This is a genomic window from Belnapia sp. (assembly GCF_059504005.1).
Genome location: NZ_JCACHU010000016.1, coordinates 166,656 through 187,396, shown reverse-complemented (window position 1 = coordinate 187,396; position 20,741 = coordinate 166,656). Strand labels below are relative to the sequence as shown.

Genomic DNA, 20,741 nt, shown 5'->3' with positions numbered 1-20,741 from the left:
AGCTCAAGCTGCGGGAGAGTCGGTCGCCGCCGGGCCACCCAACAGGATCCTTGGACACGCAAAACCCCGCCCGCATCCCTGATGCGGGCGGGGTTTTCGTTTGCCATCCAGTCCTTGAAACTCACGACCTCGTGAGTATACGATGCGCATGTCGCCTTCCGGTTTGGGGAAGGCAGGCCATCATCCCACCAAGGATTGCTCATCGTGCCCGCGCTGCGCCCTTTCGGGCTGTTCACGCTTCACTATGCCTTCTACCAACTCTCCGCTGCCCTGGCGGGCGGCTTCGTCGGCGCCTTCCTGCTGCAGCAAGGCTTCGGCCTGCCCGCTGCCCTCGTCGCCTATGCCGGCCTGCTGATCACCCGTTTTTCGCTTCGCGCCTTAGCACTCGAGGTGGTGCGGAGCCTTGGCTATCGCCGTACCCTGATGCTCGGCGCGGCGCTCGGGGCCGTGCAGTTCCTGCCGCTGATGCAGGCGGCGGAGCCGGCCTGGCTTCTCGCCTGGCTTGGGCTCGTCTCCCTGGCCGAATGCCTCTACTGGCCGGTCCATCACGCAGCGCAGGCCGTGATCGGCGGCGAGTGCCGCGGCCGGGAGATGGGCATCAAGAGCGCGGTCGGGGCGCTGGTCGGCGTGTTCGGCCCATTGGCCGGCGGCATGCTGCTGACGCGCTGCGGCCCAACGGTCGACTTCGCCGTGGCGGCCGTCCTGTCCCTTGCCTCCATCCTGCCGCTCTTCCGGCTCGGCGATATCCCGGCAGGACCCGTCCCCAGCTTCCGCGACTCGCTGCAGGCGGTCGACCGCAGCGCCATCGCCACCTTCGCCGCGGATGGCTGGATGTCGTCCGGCCTCGGCTTCGCCTGGCCCATGGTGCTGTTCCTGGCCCTCGGCTCGCATTACGAGGCCTTCGGCGCCGCCAATGCGGCGGCCGGGCTGGTCGGCGCGGCGACGGGGCTGATCTGCGGCCGTGCCATCGACCGGGGCGAGCGCGATCGCTACCTCACGCTCGTCTGCCTGGCGCTGACGCTCGGCTTCGTCCTGCGGGTCGGCGCCGGCTGGTCGCCGCTGGCGGCCACGCTCGCCAATGCGACCGGCGCCGCGGTGGCCGGGCTCTACCTTCCGGTGCTGATGAGCGTGATCTACGATCGGGCGAAGCGCTCGGGCGAGGCCTATCGCTTCCACGTCGCGGCCGAGGCGGGCTGGGATGCGGGCGCCGCCGCCGGCTGCCTCGTCGGCGCCTTGCTCGCCTGGGCGACGGCGATGCCCTCGCTCGCCGTCCTGCCGGCGGCGCTCGGCATCTTCGGCATCCATGCCGGGGTGCGGAGCCCGCGCCGCGCCGCGCCGCTCGTCGCCCCGGCGAGGCCTGCCTAAGGCGGTTTCCGTTCGCACCGGCTCACGGAAGGCGCTCTAATTTTCTAATTTATTGTTTGACCGAGCAAATTACTCCGATCAGGTGTTTCCACCTGATCGGAGTTTGCGCTAGCCCAGGGCCTGCTCGATCGCCTCCTCCGCCCGCTCCAGCCAGACGAATTCCAGCCGGTTGCGGGCGTCCTCCGGGATCTCCTCATAGTCCCGGCGGTTGCGCGCCGGCATCAGCACGCGGGTGAGGCCGGAGCGCGCCGCCGCCACGGCCTTCTCGCGGATGCCGCCCACCGGCAGCACCAGCCCGCGCAGGCTGATCTCGCCCGTCATGGCGGTGTCAGCCCGCACCGTCCGGTTGGTGAACAGCGAGACCAGCGCGGTGAACATGGCGACGCCCGCGCTCGGCCCGTCCTTCGGCGTCGCGCCTGCGGGCACGTGGATGTGGATGTCGGACCGCTCGAAGAGCGCCGGGTCGATGCCGATGGCCTCGGCGCGGCTCTTCACCAGGCTGAGCGCCGCCTGCGCGCTCTCCCGCATCACCTCGCCGAGCTGGCCGGTGAGGATCAGCCGCCCGCCGCCCGGGGTGCGCGTTGCCTCGATGAAGAGGATGTCGCCGCCGACCGGCGTCCAGGCGAGGCCGGTAACGACGCCCGGCACCGCGGTGCGCAGCGCCACCTCGCTCTCGAAGCGGCGCGGGCCGAGGATGCCGCCGAGGTCCCCGGCATCGATCCGCACCCGGCTCGCGCTGCCCTCGGCGACCCGCACCGCGGCATGGCGCAGCGCCCGCCCGATCTCCCGCTCCAGCCCGCGCACCCCGGCCTCGCGCGTATAGTCCTGGATGATCGCCTGCAAGGCCGCCTCGGTGAGCTCCAGCTGCTCCGGCGCCAGGCCATTCGCCTCGCGCTGGCGGCGCACCAGGTAGCGCTCGGCGATCTGCAGCTTCTCCGCCTCGGTGTAGCCGGTGAGCTCGATGATCTCCATCCGGTCGCGCAGCGGCCCGGGGATGGTGTCGAGCATGTTGGCTGTGGCGATGAAGACGACGCGCGAGAGATCGAAGGGCACGCCGAGATAGTTGTCGCGGAAGCTGTCGTTCTGCTCCGGGTCGAGCACCTCCAGCATCGCCGCCGAGGGGTCGCCCTGCACGCCGCGCCCCATCTTGTCGATCTCGTCCAGCATCATCACGCAGTCCCGCGCGTGCACCTTGCGGATCGCCTGGAGGATGTTGCCCGGCAAGGCGCCGATATAGGTGCGGCGATGCCCGCGGATCTCCGCCTCGTCATGCACCCCGCCGAGCGAGACGCGGACGAAGGGCCGCCCCATGGCGCGGGCGATCGACTGGCCGAGCGAGGTCTTGCCGACACCCGGCGGCCCGGCGAAGCAGAGGATTGGCGCTTTGCCCCCCGGCGCCAGCTTGCGCACGGCAAGATACTCGACAATGCGCCGCTTGATGCGCTCCAGCCCGAAATGGTCCTCGTCGAGGATGCGCCGCGCCTCGGCGATGTCGATCGGGCGCGCCTCAGGCAGGCGCCAGGGCAGATCGATCAGCAGGTCGAGATAGCCGCGGATCATGCCATGCTCGGGCGAGGCCTCGGGCATCCGCTCCAGCCGGCGCAGCTCCTTCCGCGCCGCCGCCTCCACCTCCGCCGGCATGCCGGATTTCTCGATGGCCTCGGTGAGGTCCGCGATCTCGGCCGCCTTGCCGTCATCCTCGCCCAGCTGCTTCTGGATCGATGCCATCTGCTCGCGCAGCAGCATCTCGCGCTGGCGGGCATCGAGGCTGGCGCGGGTGCGCTGGCCGATCTCCGCATTCAGCCGCAGCACCTCAAGCCGCCCGGCGAGCGCGGCGGAGACGCGGTCGAGGCGCGGGATCAGCTCCAGCGTCTCCAGGATCGCCTGCTTCTCCGCCGGCGGCACGTCCATGGTGCCGGCGACGAGGTCGGCGAGGCCAGAGGCCGATTCCAGCGCCTGCACCGCATTGACCAGCGCCTCCGGCACCTGCGGCAGCAGCCGCAGTGCCTCCAGCGCCTGGTTGCGGAGGTGCATCACCCGCGCCTCCACCTCCGTCCCGCGCGCCTCCGGCTCGTCGATCCGCGCGACGCCGGCGGCGAGGAAGGGCCGCCCCGGGATCCAGTCCAGCACGCGGAAGCGCTGCACCCCCTGGCAGACCAGCTGGTGCGTGCCATCCGCCGCGGTCAGCCAGCGCAACACATTGGCGACGGTCCCGGTGCGGTGCAGGTCCTCTGCGCCCGGATCGTCGCGCTGCGGGTCCCGCTGCAGCAGCACGCCGATCTGCTGCCCGTCCCGCATCGCCTGCTGCACCGCAGCGACCGAGGCCGGCCGCGCGACCGAGATCGGCAGCACCGCGCCGGGGAAGAGCACGGTTTCCCGCACCGGCAGGATGGCGAGCGCATCCGGCGGCAGGGCAGGGCTGCCGCCGCTGCCGGGCGCCGGGCCGAGATCGGGGGCGAAGAGGCGGATCGGATGATGCATGGCGTGCTCCCGGCTCAGCCGGCCTTCTCCAGCCTGACCAGCAGGCAGCCATCGACGAGGCTGTGGCGCACCGGCGTCGCATAGCGCCCGGGCGGCAGCGGGATGCGCCGCTCGAACCGGCCCTGCGGCAGTTCCAGCCGATGGATCGCGGCCTGGCGCAGCTCCGGCGGCAGCACCCGCTGCCCGGCGACGCGCAGCGCGCCGTCCTCGATCACCGCCTCCACCGCCTCGGGCCTGACGCCGGGCAGGGCGACGAGGATCAGCACCTCGGCCTCCGTCTCCAGCACATCGGCCGGCGGGTGCCAGACGGGGAGGGGGGAGGCGGCGTGGCGCGGGAGGAAGAATTGCCGGTGCATCCGCTCCGCGCGGAGCAGCATGTCGCAGGCCTCCGCCCACATCCAGCCTTCGGGATCCTGTCGTCCTGCCATGCCCTGCCCGCCCGTTCGTGTCGCCCCTACGCGTGCGGGCAGCATGGGTTCACCGGGGAGGGCGTGCAACTGTCCAGGCGACTTCCCGTTCGCCCCTGAGCCCCCTGGCGCAGGAGCCTGCCATGCTGACCGCCCTCGTCGTCATCCTCGTGGCCGTCGTCGCGCTGGTGTTGTTGCAGCGCCTCGAGCTTCGCAGCGTCTTCTCCCGGCGCGACCGGCGGAACCTGCCCTAGCCATGTCCGGGAAGCTGGACGCCGCCGACCGGGAGGAGGTGGGCCAGCTCTCCGCGCCCCGCTCCCCGGTCATCCACGAGGTTGTCCGCCTCCAGGGCGAGGAGGAGCTGCAGCGGCCCCATGGCTCGCTGCTCTGGTCCGGCATCGCCGGCGGCATCACCATCATGGCCTCGGTCATCGCCCAGGGGTCGCTGCACCACAAGCTGCCGGAGGGCTTCCCGGCGCGCGAGGTCGTCGCCGATCTCGGCTACAGCCTCGGCTTCCTGATGGTGATCCTCGGGCGGATGCAGCTCTTCACCGAGCAGACCATCGTCACCGTGCTGCCGGTGATGACGGCGCCCTCCTGGGCGAAGCTCGGCGGCACGGCGCGGCTCTGGGCCATCGTCTTCGCCGGCAACATGATCGGCGCCGCCATCGCCGCCGCCATGAACATCCATCTCGAGCTGACGGGCCCCGGCCTGACCGAGGCGATGCTCGAGGTCTCGCGCAAGCTGCTCGCCAAGGACTGGCTGGCGCTGCTGGCGCAGGGGGTGCCGGCCGGCTTCCTCATCGCCTCCATCGCCTGGATTCGTGCCGGCGTCACCGGGGGCGACTTCGCCATCATCCTGGTGGTGACCTATGCCATCGCCCTCGGCGACTTCACTCATGTCATCGCCGGCGCCGCCGAGACCTTCCTGCTGCTCTTCGCGGGCGAGATCGGCCTCGGCCAGGCGCTCGGCGGGATGATCCTCCCGACGCTGATCGGCAATGTGCTGGGCGGCACGGGCCTCTTCGCCCTGCTCGCCCATGCCCAGGTGAGGCGGGAGATGTAGGCCCCCGCGGCCCAGCGCCGCGACCGGGGCGTGCCCTCCCGCGGGATCGGTGATGCGGCGGCCCGCAGCCGTCAGGCGCCGCCCCAGTTCATCGTCAGCCCGCCATCCATCACCCAGGTCTGCCCGGTGACGTAGTCGGCGGCGTCGGAGGCGAGGAAGACGGCAAGCCCCGCGATCTCCTCCGGCCGGCCCGGGCGGCGCCAGGGGATGGCCTTCATGCTCTCCTCCCGCGCCTTCGGGTCGTCCATCCGCTGCTGCGTCATCGGCGTCTCGATCAGGCCGGGGGCGATGGCGTTGACGTTGATCCGGTCGCCCGCCACCTCGACCGAGAGGCTGCGCACCAGCGAGTTCAGCCCCGCCTTCGCCATGCCATAGGGCGCGCTGCCCGGCGTCGGCAGGTGGCCGGCGACCGAGCCGGTGAAGACGATCCGCCCGGCCCCGCCCGCCGCCCGGCGCTGGCGGATGAAGGCGCGGGCGCAGAAGAGCGGGCCCATGAGGTCGGTCCTGAGCACCTGCTCCATCTTCGCATCGTCCATCTCGGCGACAGGCATGCCGCTCATCCCCGTCCCCGCATTGGCGAAGAGGATATGCGGCACGCCGAGCGCCCCCGCCGCGCCGTCGAACAGCGCCTGCACGGAGGCCGGGTCGCCCACATCCGCCTGGATGACATGCGCGCGCCGTCCCGCAGCCTCGACGCGCCGCCGGGTCTCGCCGGCGCCATCGGCATCGCTGTGGTAGGAGATGGCGACATCCGCCCCGGCCTTCGCAAAGGCCTCGGCCGCGGCCTGGCCGATCCCGCTGTCGGCGCCGGTGATGACGGCGATCCTGCCCTGCAACATCATGGCTCGGTTCCTTTCTCCGCTTCGGAGAAAGGCAACTCGCAACGCCCGCGCGGGCGCCATGACATGACGGAGAGGCGAGCGCTAGCCCAAGCGGCGCAGCACCCGGTCGACGAAGGCCTCGGCGCTGCCGAGATAGGCCGACGGATCGGTCAGCCGCGCTACCTCCTCGGCGGAGAGCCGGTTCCCGACCTCGTCCTCCGCCATCAGCGCCTCGGCGAGCGGGATGCCCCCGGCCAACGCCGCGTCGCAGGCGTGGTGGACGGTGTGATGCGCCGCCTCGCGCCCGAGTACCGGCGCCAGCCCCATCATCACCGCCTCGGCGACGATGAGGCCGCCGGTGCTCTCCAGGTTGCGCCGCATGCGCGCGGCATCGACGGTCAGCCCCTCGGCCAGAACCCGTGCCTGGGCCAGCGCGCCATGCGCCAGCAGGAAGGCCTGGCCGATCGCCAGCGGCTCCGCCTGCCAGGGGCCGGTGCCGCGCTCCTGGTCCTGCGCCATCGCCGCCTGCATCTGCGGCACCAGGGCGTGGACGCCGCGGGATTGGGCGATGATGTACTCGCAGGCAATCGGGTTGCGCTTCTGCGGCATGGTGGACGACCCGCCGCGCCCCTCCTGGTGCGGCTCGGCGACCTCCGCCACCTCGGTCTGCATCAGCAGGATCACGTCGGTGGCCATCTTGGAGAGGGCGCCGCAGAGCAGGCCGAGGAAGGAGACCGTCTCCGCCACGCCGTCGCGGGCCACATGCCAGGGGATGTCCGGCACGGCGAGGCCGAGCTCCCGCGCCAGCTCCTCCTGCACGGCGAGCCCCTGCGCGCCGAGCGAGGCGAGCGTCCCCGCCGCGCCGCCGAATTGCAGCCGTTCGAGGCGGGGGCGGAGCTGGTCGAGCCGCTCCACCATGGTGATCAGCGGCGAGAGCCAGACGGCGACCTTGGTGCCGAAGGTCACCGGCAGCGCGTGCTGGAGATGCGTCCGCCCCGCCATGACCGTGCCGCGATGCCGCCGCGCCAGCGCCGCCAGCCCGGCATTCACCGCCAGCAGCTCGGCGCGGATGAGGTCGAGCCCGGCGCGCATCTGCAGCACCACGGCGGTGTCCATGATGTCCTGCGTCGTGGCGCCCCAATGCGTCCAGCGCCCCGCCTCCGGCCCCGCGAACTGGCTGAGCTGCCGCACGAGCCCGACCACCGGATAGCCCGTGTTGCGCGTCGCCGCCGCCAGCGCCGCGAGGTCGAGCCGCTCCGCCCGCGCCGCCGCGGTGATCGCCTCGGCCGCCTCGGCCGGCACGATGCCGAGCCGCGCCTGGGCGCGCGCCAGCGCCGCCTCCACATCCAGCATGTGTTGCAGGAGGGCCATCTCGCCCATGCAGGCGCGCATGGCCTCGGTCCCGTAGAGGGCGCCGAAGACCGGGCTGTCGGCCGGGTTCACGGTCATGACTTGCGGCGCTCCTCGGTCCAGTCGCTCGGCCGCGCGGCCTCGAGCGGCATCTCGGCGCCGAGCCCCTCGACGAAGGCGACGCCCTGGTCGGGGTAGAGGCAGACCTCGTGCGGCTTGCGGTCGCCGAAGGCCCAGATCACCAGCTCCGTCTTGCCGTCATTCTCGAAGGCATGCGGCTCCGGGTCGTCGGGGCGGTAGCAGAAGGCATCGCCGGCCTGGACCGAGATGCACTCATCCCCGTGCAGGAGCGTGCCGCTGCCCGCCATCACCACCAGGATCTCCTCCTGGAACAGGTGCCGGTGGCGGCGCGAGGACCGGCAGCCCGGCGCCACGGTCTGGATGATGAGACCGATGCCCTGGCTGCCGAGCCGCCGCCCGACATCCGCCATTTGCCCGCGGACCGGTTCCTCGAAGGCATAGTCGAAGGGCGGGATCTCGGCGATGCGGACCTGGCGGAGCGCCATCTCAGACCTCGAAGAACACCGTCTCGCCCTCGCCCTGCAGGCGGAGGTCGAGCCGCCACACGCCATCCGCCGCCCGCTGGGCGAGGACGGTGCCGCGCCGCGCGGCCGGGATGGCGTTGAGGATCGGGTCCTGCTCGTTCAGCGGATCGCCGGCGAAGTAGAGGCGGGTGACGAGCTGCTTCAGCAGCCCGCGGGCGAAGAGCGAGATGGCGATGTGCGGCGCCTGGAAGGCATTGCCCTCCGCCCGCACCGGCCCCGGCTTCAGCGTGACGAAGCGGAAGCGTCCCGCCTTGTCCGTGCCGCAGCGGCCGTAGCCGTGGAAGTCGCCCTCGTAGCTGCCTTGCGGGTCGGCCTGCCAGATCTCCACCATGACGTCCGGGCAGGGCGCGGCGTCGCCATCGGTGACCGTGCCCTCGATGGTGATGCGCTCGCCGGCGATCGCCGCATTCGGCCCGTAGGAGCGCAGCAGGTCCGCCCATTCCGGGAAGTCGATCAGGTGCCAGTAGGGCCCCGCCGTCTGGGACGCCGTCGCGGGCAGGCTCATGCCGGGTTCTCCATCGGCGTCGCATCGCGTCCGCGCAGCACGATGTCGAAGCGATAGCCGAGCGCATGGTCCGGCTCGGTGATGTCGAGGTCGAAGGCCGCGACCAGCCGCTCGCGTGCCTCCCGGTCGGGGATGCAGTTGTAGATCGGGTCGAACGCCAGCAGCGGGTCGCCCGGGAAGTACATCTGGGTGATCAGCCGCTGCGCGAAGCCGGCGCCGAACAGGCTGTAATGGATATGGACCGGCCGCCAGGCATTGTGATGGTTGCCCCAGGGATAGGCGCCCGGCCGGATCGTCGTGTAGCGGTACCAGCCCTCGGCATCGGTGAAGACGCGGCCCTCGCCCTTGAAGTTGGGGTCGAGCGGCGCATCGTGCTGGTCCCGCTCGTGGTTGTAGCGGCCGGCGGCATTGGCCTGCCATACCTCGACCATGGCGCCGGGCACCGGCCGCCCATCCTCGTCCAGCACCCGGCCGGCGACGGTGATGCGCTCGCCCTGCGCCTCCCAGCCCTGCCCCTTGGCCAGGTTGTGGGTCGTCTCGTAGAGCGCGGGGCGCATGCGCGGCGCGCTGGTCTCGGTCAGGGTCTGCGGGATGCGCAGGGGGGGCTGCGTCGGATGGCGCTTGTGGGTGCTGCCGTAGGCCGGCGCGTCATAGGGCGGCTGGGTGCCGGGGGTGGGCTGGCGGTAGCTCATCCCTCCATCTCCTTCAGGACATCCTTGGCGAGCTTGAGGGCGGTGTTGGCCGCCGGCACGCCGGCATAGGCGGCGACCTGCAGCAGGATCTCGCCGATCTCCTCCGCCGTCACGCCGGTGTTGCGCGTCGCCCGCACATGCAGCCGGAACTCGTCGTGATGGCCGAGCGCCGCCAGCACGCCGAGGCAGAGCAGGCTGCGGTCGCGGTGGGACAGCCCCGGCCGCGTCCAGACCCGGCCCCAGACGCCCTCGAGGATGAAGTCGCGGAAGGGCAGGTCGAGCGCCGTCAGCGCCGCCTCGGAGCGGTCGACATGCGCATCGCCCAGCACCCGCCGCCGCACCGCCATCCCCGCCTCCGCGGCATTGTCCGGCAGGGCGGTGGCGAGCTTCATATGGGCGAGGACGGCGCGCGTCATCGCCTCCTCCCGCTCGAGATTGGGGATATGCCCTGCCTCGGCGATGACGACGAGCTTGCTGTCGGGGATCGCCGCGTGGATCGCCTGCGCCGCCGAGAGCGGCGTCGACTCGTCGCGGTCGCCGACGACCACCGTGACCGGGCAGCGCACCCGCCATTCGCCGGGCGGCGCCAGGTCGCGCAGCGCCGCCGCGCAGCCGAGCCATCCGGCCGGGTCCGTCGCCAGCAGCATCCGCCGGAGGCCACGGGAGGAGGCGAGCGAGCGGTCCACCACCCAGCGCCCGAGCGTCGCCTCGGCGACGGCCGCCATGCCGCCGGCGGCAACCGCATCCATCCGCCCCTGCCAGTTGGCCGGCCCGCCGAAATCGAGCGCCGTGTCGCAGGCCATCACCGACAGCACGCGCTCCGGCGCCTCGGCCGCCATGCGCAGCGCGATATGCCCGCCGATGGAGACGCCCCCCATATGCGCCGCCGGGACGCCGAGCGCATGCAGCAGCGCCAGCGCATCCCGCACCAGCCGATCCATCGTGTAGGGGCCGGGCGTCGCCTCGGTCAGCCCGTGGCCGCGCATGTCCATGCGGATGACGCGGTGCCTTTTGGCTAGCGCCTCCGCCTGCGGGTCCCACATGTGCAGGGTGGTGCCGAGGCTGTGCAGCAGCAGGACCGGCGCGCCGGAGGCCGGGCCGGATACCTCGGCATGAACGGCGATGTCGTCGAGCTGGATGAACATGCCCTGGCCCTCTCCCCGCCGGAACCTCGCCTGCCCGCACGGGCCGGTCAATGGCCCGGGGAGCGGGACATCACATCGCCTTGATGTCGATGAGAACTTGAAACGTTTTATCAACTAAACAGTAGAATGCTCGTGGTATGGATCTTCCCATGACGAAACCGCTGCCGACCACATTGGCCCGCGAGGTTGCCCCGGGCTGCGCCGGATGTCGCGGGGGCAGTGGCCTCGGCTTCGACCTCGCCATGGCCTTCCAGCCCATCCTCGACGCCAATCGGGGCGGCCGGATCCTGGCGCAGGAGGCGCTGGTCCGCGGGCCGGAGGGTCAGGGGGCCGGCTGGGTGATCGAGCAGGTCCCGCCCAAGGGCCTCTACGCCTTCGACCAGGCCTGCCGCATCGCTGCCATCGAGGAGGCGAGCCGCCTGCGCCTGGCCGAGACCGGCGCCCAGCTGTCCATCAACTTCCTGCCGAACGCGGTCTACAACCCCATCGCCTGCATCCAGGCGACGCTCCGCGCCGCGGAACGCACCGGCTTCCCGCTGAACCACCTGATCTTCGAGGTCAGCGAGCGCGAGCGGGTGCAGGACCCCAACCACCTGCTCCGCATCTTCCAGGCCTATCGCCAGATGGGCTTCACCCTGGCGATCGACGATTTCGGCGCCGGCCATGCCGGGCTGGAGCTTCTGGCCGACATGCCGGTCGACCTGGTGAAGCTCGACATGGGCCTCATCCGCGACTGCGATACGCATCGCCGCCGCCAGATCATCCTCGCCAGCATCGTGTCCGCCTGCCGGGAGCTCGGCGTGCAGGTGATCGCCGAGGGCATCGAGACGGCGGAGGAATGCGCCACCCTCCGCGGGATGGGCATCAGCCTGTTCCAGGGCTATCTCTTCGCCCGCCCCGGCTTCCGCAGCCTGCCCGTCCCGGCCGGCATCGCCGCCTTCAGGCCAGCAGCCGCACCAGCCACAGGCTGAGCGCCGGAAAGAGGACGCAAAGCAGCAGCCGCACCAGATCCGTCGCCAGGAAGGGCAGCACCCCGCGATAGGTCCGGGTGATCGGCACGTCCCGTGCCAGCGAGGACACGACGAAGACGTTGAGGCCGATGGGCGGCGCCGTCAGCCCGATCCCGACCACGATCAGCACCAATATGCCGAACCAGATGGCCGTCTCCTCCGTGCTGGCGAGGCCGAAGTCGAGCGCCGTCACGACGGGGAAGAAGATCGGCAGGGTGAGCAGGATCATCGCCAGCTCGTCCATCACCGCGCCCAGCACGATATAGGCGAAGAGCAGCAGCGCCAGCACGCCATAAGCCGGGTAGCTCTGCTCCGCGATCCAGAGCGCCAGCAGCTCCGGCGCCGAGGTCAGCGCCAGGAAGGCATTGAACACCTCCGCCCCCAGCAGGATGACGAAGATCATCGCCGTCGTCTCGGCCGTCGCCAGCAGCGCCTCGCCCGCCTGGCGCAGGCTGAGCGTGCGCCGCGCCAGGCCCACGGCGAGGGTCGCGATGCAGCCGATGGCGGCGCTCTCGGTCGGCGTGAAGACGCCGCCATAGATGCCGCCCACCACCACGACGGCGATCAGCATCACCGGGATGACGTTGCGCAGCGCTGCCCGCCTCACCTCGGGCGAGACGCGCGCCGCCGCCGGCATCAGCCCCGGCCGCAGCCGCGCCAGCACAGCCAGCACCAGGATGTAGGAGGCCGTGGCCAGCAGCCCGGGGATGAAGGCTGCCATGAAGAGCTTGGCGATGTTCTGTTCCGTGCTGATCGCATAGACGACGAGGATCACGGAGGGGGGGATCAGGATGCCGAGCGTCCCGCCCACCGCGATCGTCCCCGTCGACAGCCCCGCATCATAGCCGAAGCGCCGCAGCTCCGGCAGCGCCGCCCGGCCGAAGGTCGCCGTGGTGGCGACGCTGCTGCCGCAGACCGCGCCGAAGCAGGTGCAGGCGCCGATGACGCCCATCGCCATCCCGCCCGGCTTGTGCCCGAACAGCGCATTCGCCGCCGAGAAGAGGTCCCGCGCCAGTCCGCCCCGCTCCGCCAGCGCCCCCATCAGGATGAAGAGCGGGATGACCGAGAGGGTGTAGCTGGCGAAGAGGAAGTAGGGCGTCGTCTTCAGGTAGTTCAGCAGCGTCGCGGCATCGACGATGGTGACGTAGCCGCCCATGCCCACCAGCAGCATGGCGAGGCCGACCGGGCAGCGCAGCGCGATCAGGCCCAGCAGCGCGGCGAAGCCGGCCGCCGCCTGCAGGAATTCCGGCGCCATCACTCATGCCCTCGCGCCAGCCGCACCGCCCAGACCAGCGCCGCCACCGCCGTCAGTGCGAAGCCGAAGGCGCCGAACCCCACCGCCCACCAGGTCGGCAGGCCGAGGACCATGGTCGTGGTGCCGCTGCGCCAGGTCTCCCCCGCCCCGACCCAGAGCCGCTCGGCCAGCACCAGCGCGACCGCGGCCCAGACCAGCATCCAGACGGCATCGATAAGCTGCGCCGCCCGCCGCGGCAGCCAGGTGGTGAAGCTGTCGACCAGGATATTGGCCCGCAGCAGCGTCCCGTAGGCGAGGAAGGCCAGCACCGCGAGGCCGGAGCCGAGCGAGACCAGCTCGAAATCCCCCTGCACCGGCTGGTTCGTCGCCCAGCGGCGGGCGACGCTGAAGGAGGTCAGCAGCGCCGTCGCCAGCAGCACCAGGCCGCCCAGCGCCGCGACCAGGGTGGCGGCCCTGGCAAGCGCGCCCCGCTGCCCGGCCATGCGCGCCTCAGCTCACGCCCTGGCCGTATTGTGCGATGAGGGCCCGCGCCTCCTCCAGCAGCTTGCCGCCGTCGATGTTGCGCTCCTTCATGGCGGCGACCCAGGCATCGACGACGGGCGCGGTCCGCCGCTGCCAGCGGTCCCGCTCCTCCTCGGCGAGCTCGATGACGGTGTTGCCGCGCTTGCGCACCGTCTCCTCGACCTTCGGCCCCTCCTCGTCCCAGGGCCGGGCCGCCATCTTCGCCGCCGCCATGCCGCTGTTGGCGTCGAGGACGGCGCGGAGGTCGGCCGGCAGGCCGTCATACTTCGCCTTGTTCATGGCGAGCACGAAGGTGGCGATGTAGAGCGTCGGCGAGCCGACGATCTCGGTATGGAACTTCGCCATCTCCTGCAGGCGGATGCTCGGCACCACCTCCCAGGGCACGACGGCGCCGTCGATCACGCCCTGGCTCATCGCCTCCGGGATCTGCGGCACGGGCATGCCGACCGGCGCGGCCCCGAGCGCGCGCAGCGCCTCGCCCGTCTGCCGCGTCGGGAAGCGGAGCTTGAGGCCGTTGAGGTCCTCCATCCGCCGCACCTCGCGGCGCGTATGGATCACGCCGGCATCATGCCCCCAGGCGGTGATGATCTGCGTATCGGCGAACTCCGCCCGCATCTCCCGCTCGTAGAGCGCCTGCACCGCCTGCACGTTCACCGCCGCGCGGCGATGCGCGACGAAGGGCAGCTCGAAGACCTCGATGCGCGGGAAGCGCCCCGGCGTGTTCCCCGGCAGCGTCCAGACGATGTCGGCCACGCCGTCCCTCGCCTGGTCGTAGAGCTGCGGCGGCGCGCCGCCGAGCTGCATCGCCGGGAAGACCTGGATGCGGATGCGGTTCCCGCTCTCCGCCTGCACCTTCTGCACCCAGGGCATGATAAAGAAGCGGTGCACGTTGGACACGGCGGGCAGGAAATGGTGCAGCCGGAGCGTCACCTCCTGCGCCCGGGCCGCGCCGGGACGCAGCAGGGCGGGCAGGGCGAGGGCGGCGGCGATCAGCGGGCGGCGTTGCGGCATGGACATGTCCCAGAAAACGCGATTCTTGGCCGGATGGCGGGATCGCCACCCTTGCCACGCTTTCCGCCGAAACCGAAGCCCCGATGTTTCGCCCTCAACCGATCGCGGCCCGCAGCGCTGCCGCCCGCTGTCCCACCACCTCCGCCGCATCCCCCGGCCTGTAGAGCGAGGAGCCGATGCCGAAGCCGGCCGCCCCGGCCGCCCGCCAGGCGGGGATGGTCTCCGGCCCCATGCCGCCCACGGGCAGCACCGGCGTGCCCTTCGGCAGCACGGCGAGCATCGCCTTCAGCACCGCCGGCGAGGCCGCCTCCGCCGGGAAGAGCTTCACCGCATCCGCCCCCGCCGCCAGCAGGGCGAAGGCCTCGGTCGGGGTGAAGAAGCCCGGCGCCGCCAGCATCCCCAGCCGCTTGGCCTGCCGCACCAGCCCGACATCGGCATGCGGCGTGACCAGCAACCGCCCGCCGGCCCCGGCGACTTCGGCGAGCTGCCCCTCCGTCATCACCGTCCCGGCGCCGACCAGCGCCCGGTCGCCGCAATGCGCCGCCATCCGCCGGATGCTCTCGATCGGCTCCGGCGAGTTCAGCGGCACTTCGAGGACGGTGATGCCGTTGGCCAGCAGCGCCTCGGCCACGGGCACTGCCTCCGACGGCGTGATGCCGCGCAGGATGGCGACGAGCGGGCAGCGGGCGAGCCAGTCTGTCAGTGTCATTGCAGCGTCTCCGCGATCAGCGCCAGGCCGCGCAGGGCAAGGTCCGGGTCGTGCAGCCGGTGCTCGAGGCCGAAGGCGCCGAAGGCCAGCGCATAGGCGCGGGTGAGGGTTGCCGACCCGGCCAGGTGGATCAGCCCCCCGGGCACCCCTTCGGCCAGCGCCGCCGCCACCTCATGCCCGATGAGCAGGCCAGAGAGGTAGCTGCCGGTCGCTTCCGCCGTCAGCTCCCCCATCAGCCCGAGCCCCCGCGTGCCGAACAGGTGGTGCAGCAGGCCGCCCGCCTCCCGGGCGCGGCTCACGCCGCGGAGGAAGGCCGCCTCGTCCATCGGCGCCTCCTTCGCCAGCCGGCCGAGGATGCTGTGCTCCAGCAGCACCGCCCGCACCTCGCCCGTCATCTGCGTGGCGAAATGGGCGATGCGCCCGCCGGAGAGCCGGGCCCATTTGGCATGCGTCCCCGGCAGGCAGGCCAGCGCCTCCGCCGTGCCGAGCTCCGCTAGCAGGCCGACAAGCTTGGTCTCCTCCCCCCGCATCACATCCGGCACGCCGCCGGCATCGCGCGTGGTGAGGCCGGGCAGGAGCAGGCAGCGCGCGCCCTCGAAGGGGAGGAGGGTGAGGGCTCCGGCGATGTCGCCGGGGCCGGCGGGGCAGGGGAGGTAGGGCGCCTCCACCCAGCCCTGCCGGCTGCCGACCATGCCGCAGAGCAGGACGAGCCGCTCGCCCTCGGCCAGCCATGGACCGATGGCGGCCGAGAGCGCCGCCGGAAAGCCGCCTTCGGGAATGGAGAGGATGCCCCCCTCACTCTCCCGCCGGTCGAGGATGGTGCCGCCCGGGCCCAGGCGGTAGGCGCGGAAGGCGGTGGTGCCCCAGTCGATGCCGATCATGGGCGAGTCCTGCGCTGCTCCGTCGCCGGATGCAACGCAGGATGCGCGCCGCGAATGGTCAGCGCAGGACGATCTCCACCCGCCGGTTCTGCGGCTCGCGCACGCCGTCGGCGGTCGGCACCAGCGGCCGGCTTTCGCCATAGGCCGTGATGCCGATCTCGTTCCGGCTGATGCCCTGGCGCACCAGCTCGGCGGCCACGGCCTGCGCCCGCCGCTCCGACAGACGCTGGTTGTATTGCGGCGTGCCGGAGCGGTCGGCATGCCCCGCCACCTCGATCTTCGTGGAGGAAACGCGCCGCGCCGCGCCCGCGGCCTCGGCGATGATCTGCCGGGCGCGGTCGGTCAGGTCCGCCCGGTCCCAGTCGAAGAAGACGAGATAGGTGCGCGCCACCTCGGGCTGGGCCGGCGCGACCGGCGCCTGGGCCACCGCCGGCGGCGGCGCGGGCTGGTTGAAGGCGTAGCGCAGGCCGAAGAGCAGGCTGTGATTCTCGCCCTCCGGCCGGTACTTGCCGGGCACTCCCAGCGCACCCGGCCCCGCCGTCCGCGCCACCCGCAGGTCCGGCTGCATCGCGTCGAAGTAGCGGTACTCCACGGTCAGCGCGAGGCCCGGCGCGACGCCCACCGCGCCGCCGAGGATGGCCTGCCAGGCGAAGGCGCCGCCGGTATCGTCGATCAGGTAGCGGCTGCCGCCCGTGGCGAAGCTCGCCCGGCTGTACTCGGTCCAGGCATAGCCCGCGCCGGCGCCGAAATAAGGCATGAAGCGGCTGGGCGCGATGCCGAAGCTCGAGAGGTCGAAGTCGAAGAGCAGGTTGGCCATGGCGCCGTAGCGGTTGACGTAGCCGCTGCGCCCGGCCGCCACGTCGTTGAAGGAGAGGCGCTTGATCTCCTGGTTGCGGTAGTTGCCCTCGACCTCCGCCCGCAGCCCGTTGCCGAAGCCCCAGCCGACGGAGGCGACCGCCGCGATGCCGACGTCGTTGTCATGGACGTGGATGCCGCGGTTCCTGTTGTCGAGCCAGTTGTTGAGGCCTGCCCCAGCCCCGACATAGAGGCCGGAGACGGGCTGGGCCCGGCCGACGGCGGGCATGGCGATCGCGGCCATCAGCGCGGTGGCGAGCAGGGACAGGCGCAGGGTCATCGACGACTCCGGAGAGCGGGAACGGTGGTTGCTGTCGATTAAGCCCGATCGCGCCGCACTTCAAACGAAGGCGGGTCAATTTCTCGCGCTAGGTGAGGTGGCCCGCAGCCCCGCCGCCAAACTCCGGACATCCTCCGCCGAGGCCGCCATCGGATGCCGCGTCAGCAGCGGCACCTGCCGCCGGATCGCCCCCGGCACCCGGGCATCGCGCCGCAGGATGCCGGCCAGCGGCACGCCCGCCCCGAGGAAGCGCGTGCAGGCCGTGTCGAGGCTGCGCCAGACATGCTCCCTCGCCGCCCGGTCCGCCGCGAGGTTCACCACCACCCGCTGGTCGCCGCCCGGCCGGTCGCGCCGGTGCAGCTTCAGCACCGCATAGGCATCGGTGAGGCTGGTCGGCTCCTCCGTCGCCACCACCAGCAGCGTGTCGGCGAGCGCCGCCAGCCCGCGCACCGCCGGCTCGATCCCCGCCCCGCAATCGAGCAGCACCACCTCCCACCGTGCCGCCGCCCCACGCAGCAGCGCCCCAAGCCGGCCCGCCGCCTCGCCAAGCCCCACCAGGCTGCCGCAGCCCGACCGCCCGGGCAGCAGGTCGAACCCCGCCGGATGCCGCCGCACCGCCTCAGCGAGGCCGCGCCGCCCCGCCAGCACCTCGCCCAGGTCCGGCCCCGGCGGCAGGCCGAGCTGCACGTCGATATTGGCGAGGCCGAAATCGGCATCGACCAGCAGCACCCGCCGCCCCGCCTCCGCCAGCGCCTGGGCTAGGCTGATGCTGAGCCAGGTCTTGCCGACGCCGCCCTTGCCCGAGGCGATGGCGATGATCCGGCCGCTCTCGTTCCTCGTCATGCCGCGCTGTCCAGTCGAAAGGGCCCGGCCAGCCGCTGCGCCAGCCAGGCGGGATCAATCGGGGTCAACCCATCGGTGACGCCGGGCCCCGTGCCGGCCTCGCCGAGCGCCAGCCCCGCCGCGGCGGCGGCCAGCACGCCGCCGAGCCGCCGCGCCGCATCCAGCCGCGTCGGCAGCAGGTGCCGCGCGCCGAGCGCCAGGAAGGCCGCGGCCGTCTCCGCCGCCTCCGCGGGGTCCGGTCCCGCCGGCAGCACCACCACGAGCTCGGCGCCGATGGCGAGCGCCATCCCCCGCAGCCAGGCCGCCTGCACCGCATCGAAGGGGTCGCACCCCGCACTGTCGACCAGCACCGGCTGCGCCGGCGGGCGCCCGGCCAGGGCCCGCACCAGCATCTCCGGCTCCGTCGCCACGGCGAGGGAGAGGCCGAGCAGCCGCGTGAAGGCCGCAAGCTGCTCCGTCGCCCCCGCCCGCAGCCCGTCCGTGCTGGCGACCAGCGGCGCCGCGCCGCCGAGCACCGCCCGCGTCGCCAGCTTGGCGCAGCTCAGCGTCTTCCCCGCCCCCGGCGGCCCGACCAGCATCAGCGGCCGCGCCCGCCCATCCGGCAGCGGGGCGAAGCGCAGCGCGCCCGCCAGCCCCTCCGCCAAGGAGCCGCCGGCCAGCCTTGCCGCCAGACCGGCCGGCAGGTTGTGCCGCGCGAGCGAGGGTGCGGGCGGCGCGGCCGGCGCAACCGCCACCGGCGCCGCGTCGAGCGCGGCCGTCACCTTCACCCCGCCCTTGACGCGGCGGCTGTCGAGGATGACGGCATCCGGCCCGAGCTCGGCGCGCACCGCCGCCATCGCCTCCGCCATCCCCGCCGCCTGGAAGAGCCTGAGGCGCATGGGCTAGACCGTCGCCACGGTGCGGATGCGGCAGCGCGGATGGATCTCCGTCTGGCTCAGCACCGCTGTCGAGGGGCGGAAGCGCTCCACGATCGCCCGCACATGCGCGCGGATGCCGGCCGAGCAGACCAGCACCGGCGCCTCGCCCGCAGCGCCGTCGAGCACCTCCCGCACCCGCTGCATGAACTCCTGCAGCTGCGAGGGCGCCATGGCGAGCTGCCGCTCCTCCGGCGGCCCGGTCAGGCTCTCGGCGAAGGCGAGCTCCCACTCCGCCGAGAGCGGCACCAGCGGCACATAGCCCTGCGGCCCCCGCGCCGCCTCGGAGAGCTGCCGCGCCAGCCGCGCCCTGACGGTGGCGAGGATCGCCCCCATCCCCCGCGCCCCGCCCGCCACCGCCTCCTGCACCCCCTCGAGGATGGTCGGCAGGTCGCGGATCGAGACCCGCTCGGCGAGCAGCGCCTGCAGCACCCGCTGCAGCCCGCCGAGGCTGATCTGCCCCGGGATGACATCGGCGACGAGCTTCTTGTGCTCGCCCGGCAGCTCGTCGAGCAGCTTCTGCGTCTCGGCGAAGGAGAGCAACTCCGGCATGGTGTCGCGCACCGTCTCGGTCAGATGCGTCGCCAGCACGCTCGCGCAATCGACGACGGTGCAGCCCCGCGCCAGGGCCTCGTCGCGCAGCGCCTCCTCGATCCAGAGCGCGGGCAGGCCGAAGGTCGGCTCGTTGGTCCGCTCGCCCGCCATCGCCGGCACCTGGCCCGACGGGTCGATGGCGAGATGCAGCGGCGGCCGCAGCCGGCCGCGCGCCGCCTCGATCTCCTTCACCCGCAGCACGTACTCGTCGGGCGGCAGCTCCAGGTTGTCCTGGATGCGCACGCTCGGCAGCACGAAGCCCATCTCGCTCGCCATGGTCCGCCGCAGGCTCTTGATCTGCTCGGTCAGGCGCGGCGCCTCCCCGGCGGCCAAGGACAGCAGCCCATAGCCGAGCTCCAGCCGCAGCAGGTCGAGCCGCAGCGCCTCGGCCACCGGCGGCTCGCCCGGCGGCGGGGGAGGGGGCGGCGGCGCCTCGGCCGCGCGCCGCTCCGCCTGCCGCCGGTTCCAGGCCGGTGCCCCGCCGCCGGCCGCAAGCGCCAGGAAGGGCGCCAGCGGCATCCCCGGCATCAAGGCGAGGAAGCCGGCGGCGCCGGAAGCCAGCGCCATCGGCTTCCACCCGCCGCCAAGCTGCCGCCCCATCACCTCATCCGCCCGCTCCCTGCCGGAGCCCTTGGTGACGACGATGCCCGCCGCCACCGAGATCAGCAGCGCCGGAATCTGGCTGATCAGCCCGTCGCCCACCGTGAGCGTCGCAAAGGTCGTCGCCGCCTCGCCGATCGGCATGCCATGCCGCAGCACGCCGATGCCCAATCCCCCCAGCAGGTTGACCACGGTGACGATGAGCCCCGCGATCGCATCGCCGCGGACGAATTTCGCCGCGCCGTCCATGGCGCTGTGGAAGGCGCTCTCCTGCTCCAGCTCGCTGCGGCGGCGCCTGGCCTCCGCCTCGTCGATGATGCCGGCCGAGAGGTCGGCGTCGATCGCCATCTGCTTGCCCGGCATCGCATCCAGGCTGAACCGCGCCGCCACCTCGGCGATGCGGCCCGAGCCCTTGGTGACGACCATGAAGTTCACGATGAGCAGGATGGCGAAGACGATCATCCCGACCATCACGTCGCCGCCCATCAAGAACCCGCCGAAGGCCGCGACGACATGCCCCGCCGCCTCCGGCCCCTCCTGCCCGTGGCTGAGGATGGTGCGCGTCGTCGTCACGTTGAGCGCGAGGCGCAGCAGGGTCGTCAGCAGCAACTGCGGGAAGGCGGTGAACTCGAGCGGCGAGCGCAGGAACAGCGCCACCATCAGCACCAGCACCGCGACGGTGATGGAGAGCGCCAGCCCGGCATCGAGCAGCAGGGTCGGCAGCGGCACGACGAGCACCGCGAGCAGCAGCGCCACACCCACGGCAAGGGTGATGTCGCCCCCCGGCTGCAGCCGCCCGAGCCAGGCCGGGAGCGCGAGGCCGCCCATGG

At 72.5% G+C, this 20,741-nt stretch carries 20 protein-coding genes; 3 read left to right on the top strand and 17 right to left on the bottom strand.

Translation table 11 applies throughout. The features are described 5' to 3' along the window. Window positions 1–204 precede the first annotated feature (204 nt). Entirely contained in the window at window positions 205–1,365 is a 1,161-nt protein-coding gene (locus AC5JJ1_RS03320; protein ID WP_495783691.1) for an MFS transporter, read from the top strand. Window positions 1,366–1,473: 108 nt separating this feature from the next. Here AC5JJ1_RS03320 and lon read toward each other — a convergent pair whose 3' ends face one another. Then, window positions 1,474–3,846 (bottom strand): endopeptidase La, encoded by a 2,373-nt coding sequence (gene lon / locus AC5JJ1_RS03315; protein WP_495783690.1) that lies wholly within the window; start codon window positions 3,844–3,846, stop codon window positions 1,474–1,476. Between the two features lie 14 nt (window positions 3,847–3,860). After that, entirely contained in the window at window positions 3,861–4,274 is a 414-nt protein-coding gene (locus AC5JJ1_RS03310) for an Hsp20/alpha crystallin family protein (protein WP_495783689.1), read from the bottom strand. A 235-nt stretch (window positions 4,275–4,509) separates the two neighbouring features. Between AC5JJ1_RS03310 and AC5JJ1_RS03305 the strand changes: the two genes are divergently transcribed. Further along, window positions 4,510–5,319, top strand: coding sequence for a formate/nitrite transporter family protein (locus tag AC5JJ1_RS03305; protein ID WP_495783688.1), 810 nt, complete (start codon window positions 4,510–4,512; stop codon window positions 5,317–5,319). A 71-nt stretch (window positions 5,320–5,390) separates the two neighbouring features. Here AC5JJ1_RS03305 and AC5JJ1_RS03300 read toward each other — a convergent pair whose 3' ends face one another. The 6 genes from AC5JJ1_RS03300 to pcaDC form a co-directional block, all read right to left on the bottom strand. Then, window positions 5,391–6,161, bottom strand: coding sequence for an SDR family NAD(P)-dependent oxidoreductase (locus AC5JJ1_RS03300; protein WP_495783687.1), 771 nt, complete (start codon window positions 6,159–6,161; stop codon window positions 5,391–5,393). A gap of 81 nt (window positions 6,162–6,242) precedes the next feature. Further along, window positions 6,243–7,589 (bottom strand): 3-carboxy-cis,cis-muconate cycloisomerase, encoded by a 1,347-nt coding sequence (gene pcaB, locus AC5JJ1_RS03295; RefSeq protein ID WP_495783686.1) that lies wholly within the window; start codon window positions 7,587–7,589, stop codon window positions 6,243–6,245. Beyond that, window positions 7,586–8,056, bottom strand: a complete 471-nt coding sequence (locus AC5JJ1_RS03290; RefSeq protein ID WP_495783685.1) for a cupin domain-containing protein — start codon at window positions 8,054–8,056, stop codon at window positions 7,586–7,588. The genes pcaB and AC5JJ1_RS03290 overlap by 4 nt, the downstream gene beginning before the upstream one ends. A gap of 1 nt (window position 8,057) precedes the next feature. Further along, on the bottom strand, window positions 8,058–8,600 hold the full coding sequence (gene pcaG, locus AC5JJ1_RS03285; protein ID WP_495783684.1) for a protocatechuate 3,4-dioxygenase subunit alpha: 543 nt from the start codon (window positions 8,598–8,600) through the stop codon (window positions 8,058–8,060). Continuing rightward, entirely contained in the window at window positions 8,597–9,292 is a 696-nt protein-coding gene (gene pcaH, locus AC5JJ1_RS03280; protein WP_495783683.1) for a protocatechuate 3,4-dioxygenase subunit beta, read from the bottom strand. The genes pcaG and pcaH overlap by 4 nt, the downstream gene beginning before the upstream one ends. After that, the gene (gene pcaDC / locus AC5JJ1_RS03275; RefSeq protein ID WP_495783682.1) at window positions 9,289–10,437 is read right to left on the bottom strand and encodes a bifunctional 3-oxoadipate enol-lactonase/4-carboxymuconolactone decarboxylase PcaDC; all 1,149 of its coding nucleotides are present in this window, start codon (window positions 10,435–10,437) and stop codon (window positions 9,289–9,291) included. Before pcaDC ends, pcaH begins: the two co-directional genes overlap by 4 nt. Window positions 10,438–10,586: 149 nt before the next feature. Between pcaDC and AC5JJ1_RS03270 the strand changes: the two genes are divergently transcribed. Continuing rightward, complete coding sequence (locus AC5JJ1_RS03270) at window positions 10,587–11,408, top strand: EAL domain-containing protein (RefSeq protein ID WP_495783681.1); 822 nt, start codon at window positions 10,587–10,589, stop codon at window positions 11,406–11,408. On the opposite strand, the gene AC5JJ1_RS03265 is transcribed toward AC5JJ1_RS03270, so the two are convergent. The 9 genes from AC5JJ1_RS03265 to flhA all read right to left on the bottom strand — a co-directional run bounded on the left by AC5JJ1_RS03265 (window position 11,377) and on the right by flhA (window position 20,739). Further along, the gene (locus AC5JJ1_RS03265) at window positions 11,377–12,702 is read right to left on the bottom strand and encodes a TRAP transporter large permease (RefSeq protein ID WP_495783680.1); all 1,326 of its coding nucleotides are present in this window, start codon (window positions 12,700–12,702) and stop codon (window positions 11,377–11,379) included. The genes AC5JJ1_RS03270 and AC5JJ1_RS03265 overlap by 32 nt on opposite strands. Continuing rightward, the gene (locus AC5JJ1_RS03260) at window positions 12,702–13,184 is read right to left on the bottom strand and encodes a TRAP transporter small permease (RefSeq protein ID WP_495783679.1); all 483 of its coding nucleotides are present in this window, start codon (window positions 13,182–13,184) and stop codon (window positions 12,702–12,704) included. Before AC5JJ1_RS03260 ends, AC5JJ1_RS03265 begins: the two co-directional genes overlap by 1 nt. Window positions 13,185–13,191: 7 nt before the next feature. Beyond that, window positions 13,192–14,235, bottom strand: a complete 1,044-nt coding sequence (locus AC5JJ1_RS03255) for a TRAP transporter substrate-binding protein (RefSeq protein ID WP_495783678.1) — start codon at window positions 14,233–14,235, stop codon at window positions 13,192–13,194. A gap of 94 nt (window positions 14,236–14,329) precedes the next feature. Further along, window positions 14,330–14,944: a 2-dehydro-3-deoxy-6-phosphogalactonate aldolase gene (locus AC5JJ1_RS03250; protein WP_495783677.1), complete on the bottom strand. Its 615-nt coding sequence runs from the start codon at window positions 14,942–14,944 to the stop codon at window positions 14,330–14,332. Continuing rightward, window positions 14,941–15,825, bottom strand: coding sequence for a 2-dehydro-3-deoxygalactonokinase (locus AC5JJ1_RS03245; protein ID WP_495783676.1), 885 nt, complete (start codon window positions 15,823–15,825; stop codon window positions 14,941–14,943). Before AC5JJ1_RS03245 ends, AC5JJ1_RS03250 begins: the two co-directional genes overlap by 4 nt. 58 nt (window positions 15,826–15,883) lie before the next feature. Further along, window positions 15,884–16,960: an OmpA family protein gene (locus tag AC5JJ1_RS03240; RefSeq protein ID WP_495783675.1), complete on the bottom strand. Its 1,077-nt coding sequence runs from the start codon at window positions 16,958–16,960 to the stop codon at window positions 15,884–15,886. Between the two features lie 75 nt (window positions 16,961–17,035). Further along, window positions 17,036–17,803: a nucleotide-binding protein gene (locus tag AC5JJ1_RS03235; RefSeq protein ID WP_495783674.1), complete on the bottom strand. Its 768-nt coding sequence runs from the start codon at window positions 17,801–17,803 to the stop codon at window positions 17,036–17,038. Next, entirely contained in the window at window positions 17,800–18,681 is an 882-nt protein-coding gene (locus AC5JJ1_RS03230) for a flagellar biosynthesis protein FlhF (protein WP_495783673.1), read from the bottom strand. The genes AC5JJ1_RS03235 and AC5JJ1_RS03230 overlap by 4 nt, the downstream gene beginning before the upstream one ends. A gap of 3 nt (window positions 18,682–18,684) precedes the next feature. Continuing rightward, window positions 18,685–20,739, bottom strand: a complete 2,055-nt coding sequence (gene flhA, locus AC5JJ1_RS03225; protein ID WP_495783672.1) for a flagellar biosynthesis protein FlhA — start codon at window positions 20,737–20,739, stop codon at window positions 18,685–18,687. Window positions 20,740–20,741 lie beyond the last annotated feature (2 nt).

Coding starts and splice junctions, on each gene's coding strand:
- lon (WP_495783690.1), bottom strand. CDS start 3,846: ATGCATCATCCGATCCGCCTCTTCGCCCCCGATCTCGGCCCGGCGCCC.
- AC5JJ1_RS03310 (WP_495783689.1), bottom strand. CDS start 4,274: ATGGCAGGACGACAGGATCCCGAAGGCTGGATGTGGGCGGAGGCCTGC.
- AC5JJ1_RS03305 (WP_495783688.1), top strand. CDS start 4,510: ATGTCCGGGAAGCTGGACGCCGCCGACCGGGAGGAGGTGGGCCAGCTC.
- AC5JJ1_RS03300 (WP_495783687.1), bottom strand. CDS start 6,161: ATGATGTTGCAGGGCAGGATCGCCGTCATCACCGGCGCCGACAGCGGG.
- pcaB (WP_495783686.1), bottom strand. CDS start 7,589: ATGACCGTGAACCCGGCCGACAGCCCGGTCTTCGGCGCCCTCTACGGG.
- AC5JJ1_RS03290 (WP_495783685.1), bottom strand. CDS start 8,056: ATGGCGCTCCGCCAGGTCCGCATCGCCGAGATCCCGCCCTTCGACTAT.
- pcaG (WP_495783684.1), bottom strand. CDS start 8,600: ATGAGCCTGCCCGCGACGGCGTCCCAGACGGCGGGGCCCTACTGGCAC.
- pcaH (WP_495783683.1), bottom strand. CDS start 9,292: ATGAGCTACCGCCAGCCCACCCCCGGCACCCAGCCGCCCTATGACGCG.
- pcaDC (WP_495783682.1), bottom strand. CDS start 10,437: ATGTTCATCCAGCTCGACGACATCGCCGTTCATGCCGAGGTATCCGGC.
- AC5JJ1_RS03270 (WP_495783681.1), top strand. CDS start 10,587: ATGACGAAACCGCTGCCGACCACATTGGCCCGCGAGGTTGCCCCGGGC.
- AC5JJ1_RS03265 (WP_495783680.1), bottom strand. CDS start 12,702: ATGGCGCCGGAATTCCTGCAGGCGGCGGCCGGCTTCGCCGCGCTGCTG.
- AC5JJ1_RS03260 (WP_495783679.1), bottom strand. CDS start 13,184: ATGGCCGGGCAGCGGGGCGCGCTTGCCAGGGCCGCCACCCTGGTCGCG.
- AC5JJ1_RS03255 (WP_495783678.1), bottom strand. CDS start 14,235: ATGCCGCAACGCCGCCCGCTGATCGCCGCCGCCCTCGCCCTGCCCGCC.
- AC5JJ1_RS03250 (WP_495783677.1), bottom strand. CDS start 14,944: ATGACACTGACAGACTGGCTCGCCCGCTGCCCGCTCGTCGCCATCCTG.
- AC5JJ1_RS03245 (WP_495783676.1), bottom strand. CDS start 15,825: ATGATCGGCATCGACTGGGGCACCACCGCCTTCCGCGCCTACCGCCTG.
- AC5JJ1_RS03240 (WP_495783675.1), bottom strand. CDS start 16,960: ATGACCCTGCGCCTGTCCCTGCTCGCCACCGCGCTGATGGCCGCGATC.
- AC5JJ1_RS03235 (WP_495783674.1), bottom strand. CDS start 17,803: ATGACGAGGAACGAGAGCGGCCGGATCATCGCCATCGCCTCGGGCAAG.
- AC5JJ1_RS03230 (WP_495783673.1), bottom strand. CDS start 18,681: ATGCGCCTCAGGCTCTTCCAGGCGGCGGGGATGGCGGAGGCGATGGCG.
- flhA (WP_495783672.1), bottom strand. CDS start 20,739: ATGGGCGGCCTCGCGCTCCCGGCCTGGCTCGGGCGGCTGCAGCCGGGG.